This window comes from Ovoidimarina sediminis (assembly GCF_032586175.1).
In the GTDB taxonomy this organism is placed as follows: domain Bacteria; phylum Pseudomonadota; class Alphaproteobacteria; order Rhodobacterales; family Rhodobacteraceae; genus Ovoidimarina; species Ovoidimarina sediminis.
Map to the genome: position 1 here is coordinate 84,879 of NZ_JAWHTE010000003.1, position 15,131 is coordinate 100,009.

At 67.4% G+C, this 15,131-nt stretch carries 15 protein-coding genes; 12 read left to right on the forward strand and 3 right to left on the reverse strand.

The window, feature by feature from the left end; all coding sequences use genetic code 11:
- Positions 1 to 344: 344 nt before the first annotated feature.
- A complete protein-coding gene (locus RXV90_RS04960) occupies positions 345 to 1,232 on the reverse strand; it encodes a LysR substrate-binding domain-containing protein (protein WP_316647283.1) in 888 nt (295 codons plus the stop codon).
- A gap of 110 nt (positions 1,233 to 1,342) precedes the next feature.
- Here RXV90_RS04960 and RXV90_RS04965 point away from each other — a divergent pair, with 110 nt between their 5' ends.
- From RXV90_RS04965 to RXV90_RS05020, 12 genes are all read left to right on the forward strand, one after another.
- Positions 1,343 to 1,597, forward strand: coding sequence for a DUF1127 domain-containing protein (locus RXV90_RS04965; RefSeq protein WP_316647284.1), 255 nt, complete (start codon positions 1,343 to 1,345; stop codon positions 1,595 to 1,597).
- Positions 1,598 to 1,638: 41 nt separating this feature from the next.
- A complete protein-coding gene (locus tag RXV90_RS04970; RefSeq protein ID WP_316647285.1) occupies positions 1,639 to 2,082 on the forward strand; it encodes a tellurite resistance TerB family protein in 444 nt (147 codons plus the stop codon).
- Complete coding sequence (locus RXV90_RS04975) at positions 2,079 to 2,849, forward strand: phosphate/phosphite/phosphonate ABC transporter substrate-binding protein (RefSeq protein ID WP_316647287.1); 771 nt, start codon at positions 2,079 to 2,081, stop codon at positions 2,847 to 2,849. The genes RXV90_RS04970 and RXV90_RS04975 overlap by 4 nt, the downstream gene beginning before the upstream one ends.
- 72 nt (positions 2,850 to 2,921) lie before the next feature.
- Positions 2,922 to 3,695 carry an ABC transporter ATP-binding protein gene (locus RXV90_RS04980; RefSeq protein ID WP_316647289.1) on the forward strand — a complete coding sequence of 258 codons (774 nt, stop codon included), beginning with the start codon at positions 2,922 to 2,924 and terminating at the stop codon, positions 3,693 to 3,695.
- A 36-nt stretch (positions 3,696 to 3,731) separates the two neighbouring features.
- Positions 3,732 to 4,454 carry a transporter substrate-binding domain-containing protein gene (locus RXV90_RS04985; RefSeq protein WP_316647290.1) on the forward strand — a complete coding sequence of 241 codons (723 nt, stop codon included), beginning with the start codon at positions 3,732 to 3,734 and terminating at the stop codon, positions 4,452 to 4,454.
- Positions 4,455 to 4,958: 504 nt separating this feature from the next.
- The gene (locus RXV90_RS04990; protein ID WP_316647291.1) at positions 4,959 to 6,236 is read left to right on the forward strand and encodes an MFS transporter; all 1,278 of its coding nucleotides are present in this window, start codon (positions 4,959 to 4,961) and stop codon (positions 6,234 to 6,236) included.
- 123 nt (positions 6,237 to 6,359) lie between these two features.
- Positions 6,360 to 7,244 (forward strand): ABC transporter permease, encoded by an 885-nt coding sequence (locus tag RXV90_RS04995; protein WP_316647596.1) that lies wholly within the window; start codon positions 6,360 to 6,362, stop codon positions 7,242 to 7,244.
- Between the two features lie 88 nt (positions 7,245 to 7,332).
- Positions 7,333 to 8,139 (forward strand): ABC transporter permease, encoded by an 807-nt coding sequence (locus tag RXV90_RS05000; protein ID WP_316647292.1) that lies wholly within the window; start codon positions 7,333 to 7,335, stop codon positions 8,137 to 8,139.
- Between the two features lie 100 nt (positions 8,140 to 8,239).
- Entirely contained in the window at positions 8,240 to 9,571 is a 1,332-nt protein-coding gene (locus RXV90_RS05005) for a glutamine synthetase family protein (RefSeq protein WP_316647294.1), read from the forward strand.
- A gap of 77 nt (positions 9,572 to 9,648) precedes the next feature.
- Entirely contained in the window at positions 9,649 to 10,344 is a 696-nt protein-coding gene (locus RXV90_RS05010) for a type 1 glutamine amidotransferase (protein WP_316647295.1), read from the forward strand.
- Positions 10,328 to 11,695: a glutamine synthetase family protein gene (locus RXV90_RS05015; RefSeq protein WP_316647296.1), complete on the forward strand. Its 1,368-nt coding sequence runs from the start codon at positions 10,328 to 10,330 to the stop codon at positions 11,693 to 11,695. Before RXV90_RS05010 ends, RXV90_RS05015 begins: the two co-directional genes overlap by 17 nt.
- Complete coding sequence (locus tag RXV90_RS05020; protein WP_316647297.1) at positions 11,695 to 12,996, forward strand: NAD(P)/FAD-dependent oxidoreductase; 1,302 nt, start codon at positions 11,695 to 11,697, stop codon at positions 12,994 to 12,996. The genes RXV90_RS05015 and RXV90_RS05020 overlap by 1 nt, the downstream gene beginning before the upstream one ends.
- 306 nt (positions 12,997 to 13,302) lie before the next feature.
- Here RXV90_RS05020 and RXV90_RS05025 read toward each other — a convergent pair whose 3' ends face one another.
- Positions 13,303 to 14,154 carry a PfkB family carbohydrate kinase gene (locus RXV90_RS05025; protein ID WP_316647298.1) on the reverse strand — a complete coding sequence of 284 codons (852 nt, stop codon included), beginning with the start codon at positions 14,152 to 14,154 and terminating at the stop codon, positions 13,303 to 13,305.
- Positions 14,151 to 15,131, reverse strand: a complete 981-nt coding sequence (locus RXV90_RS05030) for a TIM barrel protein (RefSeq protein WP_316647299.1) — start codon at positions 15,129 to 15,131, stop codon at positions 14,151 to 14,153. The genes RXV90_RS05025 and RXV90_RS05030 overlap by 4 nt, the downstream gene beginning before the upstream one ends.

The window sequence follows — 15,131 nt, forward strand, 5'->3', positions numbered from 1 at the left end:
GCAAACCGGAAACAGTCAGTTTCCCGCCGCCGCCCGCGAAGAATGTGGCAAAACCGCTTTGTGAAACGCGCCACATTCAGCCCCCGCCACTGTCCCGCCTCCGTCGACAGTCCCGCCACATTTCAGGGAGATCGGCAAAATCCGCTTTGAATTGTAGCCATCGGGGAAATGCACCATGCACCCCGCCGCCCCGAACTGAGGCGCCGCGTTCCAGAAAACGTCACGAGTGCGAGGATTCCGGTCCTGCTCTCGCCGCAGACTGCCTGCTTATTGGGCACCGTAAAGAGTGAGCCGTGTGTGTGGGCGCGTCGGGAGCGATCCCGGCGCGCCTTTTTATGCCCCCCTCAGCAGCACAGCGCGAACGACGCCCTCAGGTGATCCGCCGCCGCCAGCACCGGCGCGCTCGGGTTCTGGCCCACCAGCAATCCCAGCGTGTAATCCGGCAGGGGCGGCAGCCCGTAATGCGCCGGCGCCTCGATGATCTCGCCGCCCAGCGACGACCGCGGGATCGGCGCGACGCAAAGATCGGCCATGATCGCCGCCCGCTGGCCCGAGATATGGGCGCTCTCGAACGTCACCCGGAAATCGCGCCCCTGCGCCTTCAGGCCCTCGATCGCCGCCTGCCGCCAGACGCAGGTCTCTTCCCAGACAGACAGCGGCAAAGGCTCCTTCTCCGCTGCCACCCCGCCCTTCAGCACGGCCCAGACCAGCGGCTCGCGCATCAGCACATCGGTATCATCGGTGCCCATGAAGCCCGCGTTCCGCGTCACGATCGACAGGTCAAGCCGCCTTTGCTGCACCATCTGCATCATCCGGTCGGTGCCGTCGACAACCACCGTCACCGCGATACAGGGATGCGTCTCGGCGAACCGCCGCAGCATCGGCGCCAGGTACCGCTCCGAAACGTCATCGGGCGCCCCAAGCCGCACCTCGCCCGCCAGATCCGGCTGGATGAACCGCGACACCACATCCCGGTTCAGCGCCAGAAGCCGCCGCCCGTGTTCCAGCAACACCTCGCCATCGGCGGTCAGCGTGACCGACCGGCTGTCGCGCAGAAAGACGGGGCGGCCCAGAAGCTCCTCGATCCGCTTCACCTGCATCGACACCGCCGACGGCGTGCGGTGCACCACCTCCGCGGCGGCGGAAAAGTTCCCGGTCTCGGCAATGGCGACAAGCGTGCGCAGCAGGTCAAGCTCCAGAAGCGGCACGGTGGGGGTCGACGGGGCGTTCATGGCATCTCTCAGTTTTTCTGATAGCTGGGCTGAAATCTATTCGTTTGATTGAACCACGTCCAACCCCCATTGTCCAGTCATGACCTGAGATCAGACAAAGGATTAACCCGATGCTTCCCTCCATCCCCTACGCCCCGTTCGACGTCTCCGAAGTCTACCGCCGCCTCCACGCCCGGCAGGAGGCCGCCGACCGCCGCCGGCTTGAACGGCAGGGCTTCCGCGAAATGCTCGATCTCGACGATCACGTGTTGCGCGACATCGGCGTGACGCGCGGCGATGTCGAATACGTCTCGCAGCTTCCCGAGGATCGGGACAGAAGCTCGATCCTCCGCCGTCTCTCCGCGCGGTTCCGCACCGGCGGCTAAGCGGCCTTTCACAGCCCCGAACATGCGCCTATATCAGGCGCATGTTTGCCGATTTCATTGCCCGCCTCGTCCAGCCCGAGCCAGAACCGCTGTCGGATCCCGACGCCCGGCTCGCCCTCACCGCCCTGCTCGTCCGCATCGCCCGTTCCGACGGCGATTATGCCGCGGAAGAGATCGGGCTCATCGACCGGATCACCGCCAGCCGCTTCGGCCTCTCGCCCTTCGAGGCGGCGAAGCTGCGCGGCGAGGCCGAGGCGCTCGAAGCCGAAGCCCCCGATACCGTCCGCTTCACCCGCGCCATCAAGGATGCGGTCGCCTACGAGGATCGCGAGGCGGTGGTCGAAGCGCTCTGGTCCGTCGTCCTCGCCGATGGCGAACGCGACCCCGAGGAAAACGCGATCCTCAGGCTCGTCGCCAGCCTTCTGGGCGTGAACGACCGCGACTCCGCCCATGCGCGCCAGCGGGCCGAGGCGCGGCAGGGGTGATCGCCACCCTGCCGATGTATCTCTTTCCCGAGACGCGCGCGGGGTACGAGGCGCTCTGGGATGGCATCCGCGACGCGCTCCGCGATACCGCGATAGACGCGCCCGACGCCCTCACCCACGATATCCCGCCGATGGATGGCTGGGCCGCCCCCGATCTCGTGCTCGGCCACATCTGCAACCTGCCCTACCGCGCCCGGTTCCGCGACCGGGTGACGCTGATCGGGGCCGCCGATTTCGGGCTCGACGGCTGCGGGCCGGGCGAATACCGCGCGCTCTACGTCGTCCGCCAGGATCACCCCGCGGAAACCGTCGAGGATCTCGACGGCGCCACCATGGCCTATAGCGAACCGCTCAGCCACTCGGGCTGGGGCGCGGCGGCGACCGAGGCGCGCGCCGCCGGCCGCCGCTACCGCCCCACCCTCCAGACCGGCAGCCACGCGGGCTCTGCCGAGGCCGTCAGCCGCGGCCAGGCCGAATTCGCGACGATCGACGCCCAGACCTTCCGCATCCTCGCCCGCCACACCACGCTCACACGCAACCTCAGGGTGATCGGCGCCACCGAACCCTCGCCCGGAATCACCTTCATCACCCGCGCCGGGCAGGATCCCGCGCCTTACCTCGCGGCAATTAACACCGCGATTTCAGGGCTCTCCCCACTCTATAAGGAAAATTTAAGGATGATCAGCGCCGTTTCACTGCCCACAAGTGCCTATGATTTGCCCTTACCCCCCGCTCCGGCGCCACAGATCGGCCCCGACGGCCCCTAGAATCGGGCAAAAGCGTTGCATTCGGGCGAGCCTCGGCCCTACTCTCTTCCCCGAAGAGGGGAAAATCCGCGCGTGACAGACAAACCCGTTATCGAAATACGTGATCTCCACAAGAGCTACGGGGCGCTCGAAGTGCTCAAGGGCGTCGATCTCGTCGCCCCCCGGGGCCATGTCGTCTCGCTCATCGGCTCCTCGGGCTCGGGCAAATCCACCCTCCTGCGCTGCGCCAATCTCCTCGAAGACAGCCAGCAGGGCGAAATCCTCTTCGAAGGCGAAGCCGTGCACTGGCGCGGGCAGGGCCTCGGCCGCCACCCCGCCGACAAGGCGCAGGTCACGCGGATCCGCACCAACCTTTCCATGGTGTTCCAGCAGTTCAACCTCTGGGCCCACATGACGATCCTGCAGAATGTGATGGAAGCCCCCGTGACGGTGCTGAAACGCGATCCCGCAGAGGTCGAGGTGAAGGCCCGCGAATATCTCGAAAAGGTCGGCATCGGCGACAAGTGCGATGTCTTCCCCGCCCAGTTGTCAGGCGGCCAGCAACAGCGCGCGGCGATCGCCCGCGCGCTCTGCATGGAACCGCGCGCGCTTCTCTTCGACGAACCCACCTCCGCGCTCGATCCCGAGCTGGAACAGGAGGTCGTGCGCGTCATCAAGGATCTGGCCGCCGAAGGGCGGACCATGATCATCGTCACCCACGACATGAACATGGCGCGCGACGTCAGCGATCATGTCGTCTTCCTTCACCTTGGAAAGATCGAGGAAGAAGGCCCCCCGGCCGAACTCTTCGGCAATCCCAAGACAGATCGGCTGCGGCAATTCTTGAACGCAGGTGTCGCGGCCTGACCAAATGAAAAGAGCGTTCACTCGGGAGACCATAAAATGAAAAAACTGATCCTCTCCACGGCGGCGCTGGCCTTTGCGGCGGGCGTGGCATACGCCGGAAGCCACTCGGTCGTCCGGCTCGGCACGGAAGGCGCCTACCCTCCGTGGAACTTCCTCAACGACGCCGGCGAGGTCGACGGGTTCGAACGCGAACTGGGCGACGAGCTGTGCAAGCGCGCCGAACTCACCTGCGAATGGGTCACGAACGAGTGGGATTCGATCATCCCCAACCTCGTCTCGGGCAACTACGACGCGATCATCGCGGGCATGTCGATCACCGACGAGCGTGATCAGGTCATCGACTTCACCCAGAACTACACGCCCCCCGATCCGTCGGCCTATGTCGGGGCCTCCGAAGGCGTCGATCTCGAAGGCGGCGTGATCGCGGCGCAGACCGGCACGATCCAGGCCGGCTACATCGCCGAGTCGGGCGCGACGCTCGTCGAATTCGCGACACCCGAGGAAACCATCGCCGCCGTCCGCAACGGCGAGGCCGATGCGGTTCTGGCCGACAAATCCTTCCTCGCGCCGATCGTCGAGGCGGAAGCCGATCTGATGTTCGTGGGCGACGACGTGCCGCTCGGCGGCGGCGTCGGCATGGGCATCCGCGAGTCCGATAACGAGCTGAAGGCCAAGTTCGACGCGGCGATCCAGTCGATGAAAGACGACGGCTCGCTCAATGCGATGATCGAGAAATGGGAAGTGTCCTCGACCTTCTGAGGCCCTCACCGATCAGGGGGGGCACGCACCCGGGAAACGCCCCGCCGCAGCCTCTGCGGCGGGGTTTTTCATGTCCGGGCGGGCCCGGTCCGCCAGACAGCGGTCCCGAAGGCCCCGCGAAAAACCCGGTGGACCTTTCGCCCGAGGGACGCCACGCCTCCCCCTCTTGCCCGGAGTCAAGGGGCGTCAGCCCCGCCGGGCAGGGCCCGACCGCCCCCCGGGCGGGCCCTCCTGCCACGGTGCAAACCAACGCCGTGTCGTTCGGTTTTGAGAGATAAAGCGCACTGAGCGCGCGTCGGCGGGCCCACCCGCGGGCGGGCCCTGCCCGGCTTTTCGCATGTGTTGGCAATGTCCGCCCAGCCGACATTCCCACCCGCCTCCCACCCCCCCGTCGCAAACGCCCCCTCATGCGGCGCTGCAGCATTTTCCTTTGCGCTCACAGCATGCGATGCCTGACACCACGGGCCACGCACGGCGCGCACGAACGACAGGGGGATCCCCGCCATGATCCACGTCCTCTCCGGCATCTGGGCGCTGCTGCTCGGCATCGTGCTGATCATGCTCGGCAACGGCATGCATTTCACCCTGATCGGCCTCCGCGGCGGGATCGAGGGCTTTTCGGCCACCGAACTCGCCGTCGTCACCTCGGGCTATTTCATGGGCTTTCTCTCGGGCGCGCGCCTCACGCCGCTCCTGATCCGCCGGGTCGGGCATGTGCGGGTCTTCGCGGCACTGGGCAGCTTCATGTCGGCGGGGCTCATCGCCTTCACCCTTCTGGCCGAACCCTGGGCCTGGACGATCCTGCGGATCCTGATCGGCTTCTGCATGTCGGGCATCTACGTGGCCGCCGAAAGCTGGCTCAACAACGCCGCCACGAACGAAACGCGCGGCAAGGTGCTCTCGGCCTACATGATCGCCCAGACGCTCGGCATCATCGGGGCGCAGTGGCTTCTGACACTGGGCGACGCGGCGAACGCGGCGCTGTTCATCGGGGCCTCGATCCTCGTCTCGATCTCCTTCGCGCCGATCCTGCTGTCGGTCACCCCCGCCCCGGCGGTGGAGGTGGCCAGGCCGATGACGCTCGGCAAGCTTTTCACAAGCTCGCCCCTCGGCACGGTGGGGATCTTCCTTCTGGGCGGCGTCTACGCCACGCAATCGGGCATGGGCGCGGTCTATGGCACGCAGATCGGGCTTTCGGCGGCGCAGATCTCGCTCTTCGTCGCGATGCTGTTCGCCGGCGCGCTGCTTTTCCAGTACCCGATCGGCTGGCTGTCCGACCGGGTCGACCGGCGGCAGCTTATCTTCGGCGCGGCGCTGGCGGGCGGGGCCTCCTGTGCGCTGGGCTGGCTCACCGGCGGCGCGCTCTGGCCGCTGATGGCGGCGGCCTTCCTCGCGGGCGGGGTCACGACGCCGCTCTACGCGCTGTTCCTGGCCTATACGAACGATTTCCTGTCGGTGGAGGAGATGCCGGCAGCTTCGGGCGGGCTTGTCTTCACCTTCGGGCTGGGCGCGATCCTGGGGCCGCTTCTCACCGGCTGGACGATGCAGGTCGTGGGCCCCGGGGCCTTCTGGCTCGTGCTCGGGGCGACCTTCGCGGCCATCGCGCTTTACGCGCTCTACCGGATGACCCAGCGCGCCATCGCGCCGGTGGAGGAAACCGAAAGCTATCTCGGCGTCCTGCCCACGGCCTCGACCGTGGCGGTCGAGGCGGCGGGCGCCTGGGCGGCGGAACAGGCCGAGGCGGAGGCGGAGGCGGTGGAGGCCGAACGCCCCCCCGCCTGAGCCCGGCCCCGAACGGGGCACCGAAAGCACAAACCGCACCCTCCCCTGCACGGGGCCTCTTCCATATCCCACCGGATCGGCTAGTCTTTTCGCCGCAGCGCAACAACAACCGGATGGCGCATCATATTTTCGTTCTGCACAGATCCCGAGACGCTTGACCGGCTGCGCTGGCTCGCCTGCTACCTGACGACGGGCAAGCACGCGAATTTCTACGTCTCCTTCGGGACGGTGCTCCTGCTTCTGGGCATCACGGCGCCCACGGCGCTCGCCTTCGGCTTCGGCGGGGCGATCGCGGCGCGCTCGCACATCCTGCCCATACGCTGGTTCGGCCAGGGCTATACCGCCATCGTGCGCGGCGTGCCCGATATCGCCTTCTTCCTGTTCTTCGTCATCGCGCTCGACCAGATGTTCGAATTCCTGCGCCACAAGGTGAAATGCCCGGACTGGACCGAGCCGATCCGCCAGGGCAACGATTTCATCGTCTGCGCCGAGGCGAAGCTGCCGCTGTCGACCTCGCCGCAATGGGTGCACGAAACCTACGGGTTCTTCCTGGCGGTGCTGACCTTTTCCATCGTCTTCGGCGCCTTCGCAGCGAACGTGCTCTACGGCGCGATGCGGGCGGTGCCCCGCGCGCAGCTCGAAACCGCCGAGGCCTATGGCATGACCCACCGCCAGACCTTCTGGCGCATCCTCGTGCCGCAGATGTGGGTGTTCGCCCTGCCCGGGCTCTCGAACCTCTGGATGGTGCTGATCAAGGCGACGCCGCTTCTCTTCCTCCTCGGGGTCGAGGATATCGTCTACTGGGCGCGCGAACTCGGCGGCACGGCGAACCCGCGCTTCACCGACTACCCCCATGGCGACTGGCGGATGTGGTATTTCCTGGTGCTTCTGATCTTCTACCTGGGCTTCACCCGGGTTTCCGAGATCCTGCTGGAGCGGGTGATGCTGAAGCTGACCCACGGCCAGGCCACCATGGGCGGCGAACGCCAGCGAAAGGCGGCGGCCTGATGGTGGTGTCCCATCTTCACCGGGTGTTGCACGCGATTGCGGGGCAATCGCTGTCGCGCACGCGGTCCTTTCTGCGAAAGGACCGGGGATGAGCTGCCTTCAGACGATCGCCGATTACGGCCTTCGCTCCATCGGGATCGGCGAGCGGCTTCTGCCGCGCGAGGATTTCACGCTCTGCCAGCACTTCACCCTGATCGGCTCGGGCATGATCTGGAACATCTATTTCGGGGTGATCGCGCTGTCGCTGGGGTTCCTGCTCGCCACCACCGTGGCGATGGGCAAGGCGGCGGAAAACCCGCTTTACCGCAAACCCTCGGAATGGTTCATCTTCCTTTTCCGGGGCTCGCCGCTCTTCATCCAGTTCTTCTTCGCCTATTTCCTGTTTCTCAGCCTGAAAAGCCAGTACCCGGCCTTCGACGCCTTCACCTCCGCCTGGCTCGGCGCGGCGATCGTGCTGTTCCTGAACACCGCCGCCTATTCGGGCGAGATCTTCTATGGCGCGCTCCGCTCCGTCCCGAAGGGCGATATGGAAGCGGCCGATGCCTATGGCTTCACCGGCTGGATGAAGTTCCGCAAGATCACCTGGCCCACCATGCTGCGGCTTGCCTGGCCCGCCTATACGAACGAGGCGATCTTCCTGTTCCACGCCACGACGCTTGTCTTCTTCTCGGGCTTCCCGGCCTGGCAGCAGCGCGGCGACGCGCTCTATTACGCGAATTACTTCGCCGACAAGACCTTCAACCCCTTCGTGGCCTACCCGATCGTGGCGGGCTATTTCATCCTTCTGACGCTGACCGTGATCGGGGTGTTCGGGCTGGTGAACCGGCGGCTCAACCGGCATCTGCCCGAGGCGCGCCGAGGGCGGATGAAGATCAGACCGCAGCTCATACGATGAGAGCGCATGGTTCGACGCCTTCGGCGCCGATCCGCGCGCGGGGGCTCGCGCCCCCGCGCGCGTGTGAGTATTTTTGCCAAAATGAAGGGAGGGGGCGCGCGTGAAGGACTGGCTCGAGGCGCATCCCGAGGTGCGGACGATCCGCGCCGCGATGGTCGATCTGAACGGGCAGGCGCGCGGCAAGCGCATCCCCGTCCGTGCCATCGACAAGGTGCTGGAAGGCGGGCTGAAGATGCCGCTTTCGGCGCTCAACGTCGATATCTGGGGCGACGATATCGAAGACAGCCCGCTCGTCTTCGAAAGCGGCGACCGCGACGGCGAGGTGCGCCCGACCGAACGCGGCTTCCTGCCCGTGCCCTGGCTCGAGGCGCCCTCGGCCCTTCTGCCGCTCTGGATGTATGGCGAGGACGGCAAGCCCTATATGGGCGACCCGCGCCACGCGCTCGACGCGATCCTCGCGCGCTACCGCGCCCATGGCTGGACGCCCATCTGCGCCACCGAGCTTGAATTCTACCTGATCGACGACAGCGGGGCCGAGCTTCAGCCCCCGCCCTCGCCCCGCTCCGGCCGCCGGCGGCTGGGGGGCGAGATCCTGTCGATGCGCGCGCTCGACGCCTTCGACAGCTTCTTCAACGCGCTCTACGACGCCTGCGAGGCGATGGATATCCCCGCCGAAACCGCGATTTCCGAAGCGGGCATGGGCCAGTACGAGATCAACCTCAGCCACGGCCCCGCCATGAAGGCCGCCGACGACACCTGGCTTTTCAAGATGCTGGTCAGGGGCCTCGCCCGCCAGCACGGCTTCGCCGCCAGCTTCATGGCCAAACCCTATGCCGATTATTCCGGCACCGGGCTTCACATGCATTTCTCGGTTCTCGACCGGGACGGGCGCAACATCTTCGACGACGGCACCGAGGCCGGGTCGGACACGCTGCGGTCCGCCATCGCCGGCTGCCTCGACGCGATGCAGGACGAAACCCTGATCTTCGCCCCCCATGGCAGCAGCTACGACCGCTTCGTGCCCGGCGCCCACGCCCCCACCGGCATCTCCTGGGCCTATGAAAACCGCACCGCGGCGATCCGCGTGCCCGCCGGCCCCGGCAAGGCGCGCCGGGTCGAACACCGGGTCGCGGGCGGCGACGTGAACCCCTATCTCTTCATGGGCGCCGTCCTGGGCGCCGCGCTTGTCGGCATCGAAGACAGGCTCACCCCGCCCCCGCCGGTGACCGGCAACGCCTATGCGCTCGAGCTGCCGCGCGTCACCGACGACTGGGGCCGCGCGATCGGGCAGTTCGAAACCTCGGGCCTCCTGCGCCGCATCTTCCCGCGCGAACTGATCCGCAACTACACCATGACGAAGAAACAGGAACGCCAGTATTTCGCCGAACTGTCCGAGGAAGAACGGATCGATCTCTACCTCGACACCGTCTGAGGATCATTAGAGACCCCCTTGCCCCGGGCGCCGGGCCCGCCTAGAGGTGAGGGCATACATGTTATAACAGGTGCGTCATGCACATCGGATTACTCCAGACCGGCCATTTGCCGGAGGATTTTCAGGCCGAGCTTGGAGATTACCCCGAGCTTTACGGCCGGCTCCTGAACCCCCACGGCATCACGATGACCGCCTACCCGGTGGTCGACGGCGTCTTTCCCGAGGGGCCCCGCGCCCATGCGGGCTGGCTGATCAGCGGCTCGCGCCACGGCGCCTACGAGGATCACGACTGGATCCCGCCCCTCGAAGCGCTCATCCGCGAAATCGTCGCGGCCCGCGTGCCGCTCGTCGGCATCTGCTTCGGCCACCAGATCATCGCCAGGGCCCTCGGCGGCACGGTCGAGAAATTCACCGGCGGCTGGGCGGTGGGCCGCCATGTCTATGAGTGGGAGGGCGAGGAGATCGTGCTGAACGCCTGGCACCAGGATCAGGTCACGAAGCTGCCCGAAGGGGCGCGCGTGCTGTCCTCCTCGCCTTTCTGTTCCTTCGCCGCGGTGGGCTATGGCGACACCGTGCTGACGGTGCAGGCCCATCCCGAATTCGGGCCGTCGGAAACCCGCAAGCTTCTCGAAACCCGCGCCCCGGGCGTCGTGCCCGCGCCGCTGATCGAGGAAGCGCTCACCACGATCGACGACCCCAACCACGACACGGAACTCGCGCGCCGGATCGCCGCGTTCTTCAATCAAGGAGCTTCCCATGACCGCGTGGCTTGAAAAATGCCCCGAGGCCGTGCGCGACTATCTCGACGGCGGCCGCCTCGACGAGGTCGAATGCATCATCTCCGACCTGCCCGGCATCGCCCGCGGCAAGGCGACGCCAGCCACGAAATTCGCCCGCCAGTCGCGCTTCTTCCTGCCGAACTCGATCTTCTACCAGACGATCACCGGCGACTGGGGCGAGGCCGCGGGCGACGAGGGCTTCACCGAACCCGACATGATCCTGAAGCCCGATTTCGATACGGCCACGGCCGCGCCCTGGGCCACCGACAAGACCGTGCAGGTGATCCACGATGCCTTCGACCAGAAGGGCAAGCCGGTGCCGATGGCGCCCCGGAACGTGCTGAAACGGGTCTGCGAGCTTTACCGCAAGGAAGGGTGGGAGCCGATCGTGGCGCCCGAGATGGAATTCTACCTTGTCGGCCGCAACACAGACCCGCGCCAGCCGATCGAGGCGATGATGGGCCGCACCGGCCGCCCCGCGGCGGCACGCCAGGCCTATTCGATGAGCGCGGTGGACGAATACGGCCCCGTGATCGACGACATTTATGAATTCGCCGAACAGCAGGGGTTCGAAATCGACGGCATCACCCAGGAAGGCGGGGCGGGCCAGCTTGAAATCAACCTCCGCCACGGCGACCCAGTGAAGCTCGCCGACGAGATCTTCTATTTCAAGCGGCTCATTCGCGAGGCGGCGCTCCGGCACGATTGCTTCGCCACCTTCATGGCGAAACCGATCGCGGGCGAACCGGGCTCTGCCATGCACATCCACCACTCGATTTCGGATGTCGCGACCGGGCGCAACCTGTTCTCGGGGCCCCAGGGCGGCGAGACGGATGCGTTCTTCAACTTCATCGGCGGGCTGCAGAAGCACCTGCCCGAAGTGATCGCGATCATGGCGCCCTATGTGAACAGCTACCGCCGCTACGTGAAGGATCACGCGGCCCCGATCAACCTCGCCTGGGGGCGCGACAACCGCACCACGGGCTTGCGCATCCCCGTCTCCGAACCCGAAAGCCGGCGGGTGGAAAACCGCCTCGCAGGGATGGATTGCAATCCCTATCTCGGCATCGCGGCCTCGCTGGCCTGCGGCTATCTGGGGCTGAAAAACGAGGAATGGGCGGGCCCCTCCTTCAAGGGCGACGCCTATGCCGAGGACGACAGCGACAGCACGCTTCCCGTTTCGATGCACGAGGCGCTCGATCTGCTGGCCGATGCCAAGGCGATCCGCGAGGTGCTGGGAGAGCGGTTCTGCCAGGTCTACGAGATCGTCAAGCAGACCGAATACGACGAATTCCTGCAGGTCATCAGCCCCTGGGAGCGGGAGCATCTTCTCCTGAACGTGTGATGAGCATTCTCTACCGGAACGACAAGACGGGGGTCTTCCCCGAAAGCTGGTACGCCGCCTCGGCCGAGATCCCGCCCGCGCGCCCCGCGCTCGACGGCGACGCGCGCGCCGATGTCGCTGTGGTGGGCGCGGGCTTCACCGGGCTCTCGGCGGCGCTCGAGCTTCAGAAGCGCGGCTTTTCCGTCATCGTGCTCGACGCGCACCGCGCGGGCTTCGGCGCCTCGGGGCGGAACGGCGGGCAGGTCTGGACTGGCTTCCGCCAGTCGCCCAAATGGGTCGAGGCGAAGCTGGGCGGCAACGCCGCCCGCGCCATGTGGGACATGTCGGAAGCGGCCAAGGACCAGGTCCGCCGGCTGAGCGCCGAACACGCGCCCGACGCGCGCTACACCCCCGGCCTCGTCGCCGCCGCGTCAAGCGACGCGGAAACCGCCGAGCTTGCCGAGGAGGTCGAATTCATCGCCGACAGGTACGGCTACACCGACGCCACCATGCTCGACACCGACGCCATGCGCGCGGTGGTGAAGACGAAAGGCTATGTCGGCGGGATCATGGACAGGGGCGGCGGCCACATCCACCCGCTCCGCTACGTCCTGGGCCTTGCCCGCGCGGTCGAGGCCGCGGGCGGGCGGATCTGCGAACTGACGGAAGTCACCCGGCTCGAGGATGGCGCGCCCTGCCGCCTGACCACGCCGAAAGGCACCGTGACGGCCGATCACGTGATCATGGCCGGCAACGGCTACATGACCGATCTCGTGCCCCATGTCGCGGCCCGCGTGATGCCGATCAACAGCTTCATCGCGGCCACCGAACCCCTCGACGACCCGCGCGCGGTGCTGGGCGAGGACGTGGCGGTTGGCGACAGCAAATTCGTCGTCAACTACTACCGCATGAGCGAGGACAACCGCTTTCTCTTCGGCGGGCGCGAGGCCTATTCACTGGGCTTCCCCGAGGATATCCAAAGCGCCCTCTACCGCCGGATGCTGGCGCTGTTCCCGCAGCTCGAGGGCGTGAAGTTCACCCATGTCTGGGGCGGCACGCTGGGGATCACGATGAACCGCATGCCGCTCGTGGCGCGGGTCGGCAAGAACGTGCTGAACGCCAGCGGCTTCTCGGGCCAGGGCGTCGCGCTCTCGGGCTTCGCGGGCACGGTGATGGCCGAGGCCATCGCGGGCCACGCCGAACGCTTCGACCTTCTGAGCACGGTGCCCTCGCAGCCCTTCCCCGGCGGCGCCGCCTTCCGCGCGCCGCTTCTCACGCTCGCGATGACATGGTTCTCGCTCCGGGACCGGCTGGGGATCTGAGGGAGGAAGCCGCGCGATCGCCAGACCGTGGGCTGGCGACCCTGACGGCGCCACGACGCGCTTTATCCCACAAGCCCGCACACCCCGGAAACGAAGCCCCCAGCCTCACCCTATCGCCAGCCCGGGGGACGGTCTGGCGATTGCGCGGCGGCTGCGCCGCTATTCGCGCAAGGGAGCCGCGTCACCGTGCCCGCCCCCCAAAGGCGCAGCCCCGCCGGGCGCTCCTGCCTGTCCCCGAGGAATTCGCCTGCCGGGCAAGGGATCGCGCGGCGGCTTCGCCGCTATTCGCGCCCGGGCGCACAGCGGCTAGGGCCCGGCCACCCTCTCCCGTCCCATCCCCTCCCGCGCCGCGATCTCCAGCCCCACGAACACCCCCGCCGCCCTCTGTGCGAACCGCGCGGCCGCGCGCAATGCCGCCCCCCGGGCGATCTCCGCCGCCAAGGCCCCCACGAACATATCCCCCGCCCCGTGCGCCGACACGACCCTCGCCGCCGCCGCCGGCATCGCCTCCACCGCGTCGTCGCAGAGGATCAGCCCCCGCGCCCCCAGCGTCACGATCACCGCCCCGGCCCCCTCGCGCAGGGCGCGCGCCGCCGCCTCTGGATCGGCGAGCCCGGTCATGTCCGAAGCCTCGATCTCGTTGACCACAAGGATACCGGGCGAAAGCCCCGCCCCCGCCCGCGCCGGCGCCGCGTTATGAACAAGCGTCACCCCCGAAGGCAGCGCCGCCGCCAGCGCCGCATTCGCCGCCGCTGGGATCTCGTTCTGCATCACGCAGACCCGCACGCCCGCCGGCACCTCCACCACCCCGTCATTCTCCAGATTGGCGCCCGACACCACGACCGCCCCATACTCCCCCGCCGCCTCGGTAATCGCCACGCTCATCCCCGTCGGCGCATCGACCCGCAGAACCCGGCTCCGCTCCACCCCGGCACGGTCCAGCGCCGCCTCCACCTCCGCCCCGAACCGGTCGCGCCCCACGCGGCCGGCCATGTGCACCCGCGCGCCCATCCGCGCCGCCGCCACCGCCTGGTTCCCGCCCTTCCCGCCAAAGCGGTAATCCACGGCGCTGCCCATCAGCGTCTCGCCCACCCGGGGCAGGCGCGGCGCATCCACCACCACGTCGAGGTGCAGCGCGCCCAGAACCAGAACGCTCATGCGCCGTAAAGCGCGGCGGCCACGATCCGCTGGCTCAGCGCCGCATCCTGCCGCGCGATCGCGGCCGTCAGATCCGCGTCCCCGGCCAGCCCCGCCGCCACGCTGCGCAACCGCTCGGTCAGCCGGATGTTCGTCCGCGCCTCCTCCACCGGGTCAAGCCCGCCATGATCGGGGAAGGTGTCGAAATAGATCACCCCGTCATACCCGATCCGCTCCAGCTCCACGAACAGCTCCACGGTCTGGATCGCGTGCACCGTCCCCACCATCAGCCCGTCGTCGCGCTTGCCGTAGCCGTCGTTCAGATGCACCCCCAGAAGCCTGGAATGCCGCGCCACCAGATGCGCCGCATGGGCCGGCATCTCGTCGGCATAAAGCACATGGGCGAAATCAAGCGTCACGCCGATATTCCCCCGCCCCGCCTCCTTCACGGCCAGAAGCGTGTGGCCCACATCGGGCATCAGCGCGAAGGCGCGGGGTTCGTTGGGCTTGTATTCCAGCGCGATGCTCAGATCGGGGTTGTGATCGGCCACCGCCTGAAGCGCCGCGATCGTATCGTCCCACATCCGCCCGTAATCGCCCTGAAAGGCGTAATCCACCCCGTCCTGCCCCATCCAGAGCGTCATGAGGGTTCCGCCCATCTCTGCCACCGCATCCAGCCCGGCGCGCGTCACGTCCAAAGCGGCCTGCCGTACCGCGGGGTCGGGATTGGTGAAGGCCCCGATGGCGAACCCGGGATCGGTGTAATAGCGCATCGCAAGGCCGTTCAGCGCCATCCCCGCATCGCCCAGCATCCGGCCGATCTCTGCCGCCCCATGCCCCTCGAAATGATCGGGATAATTCAGGTCGGCGGCATCCAGCCCGCCCACGCGCCCCGCCGCCCCGATCATGTCGGCAATCGTCGGCTTCGCGGCATCGCTCGCGCGCTTGAAGGCGTTCAGGCGGGCCGCGTAGCGGGCGCGGTTCGGGCGATGGGCCAA

Coding starts and splice junctions, on each gene's coding strand:
- RXV90_RS05020 (WP_316647297.1), top strand. CDS start 11,695: ATGAGCATTCTCTACCGGAACGACAAGACGGGGGTCTTCCCCGAAAGC.
- RXV90_RS05010 (WP_316647295.1), top strand. CDS start 9,649: ATGCACATCGGATTACTCCAGACCGGCCATTTGCCGGAGGATTTTCAG.
- RXV90_RS05000 (WP_316647292.1), top strand. CDS start 7,333: ATGAGCTGCCTTCAGACGATCGCCGATTACGGCCTTCGCTCCATCGGG.
- RXV90_RS04965 (WP_316647284.1), top strand. CDS start 1,343: ATGCTTCCCTCCATCCCCTACGCCCCGTTCGACGTCTCCGAAGTCTAC.
- RXV90_RS04960 (WP_316647283.1), bottom strand. CDS start 1,232: ATGAACGCCCCGTCGACCCCCACCGTGCCGCTTCTGGAGCTTGACCTG.
- RXV90_RS04990 (WP_316647291.1), top strand. CDS start 4,959: ATGATCCACGTCCTCTCCGGCATCTGGGCGCTGCTGCTCGGCATCGTG.
- RXV90_RS05015 (WP_316647296.1), top strand. CDS start 10,328: ATGACCGCGTGGCTTGAAAAATGCCCCGAGGCCGTGCGCGACTATCTC.
- RXV90_RS04985 (WP_316647290.1), top strand. CDS start 3,732: ATGAAAAAACTGATCCTCTCCACGGCGGCGCTGGCCTTTGCGGCGGGC.
- RXV90_RS05025 (WP_316647298.1), bottom strand. CDS start 14,154: ATGAGCGTTCTGGTTCTGGGCGCGCTGCACCTCGACGTGGTGGTGGAT.
- RXV90_RS04970 (WP_316647285.1), top strand. CDS start 1,639: ATGTTTGCCGATTTCATTGCCCGCCTCGTCCAGCCCGAGCCAGAACCG.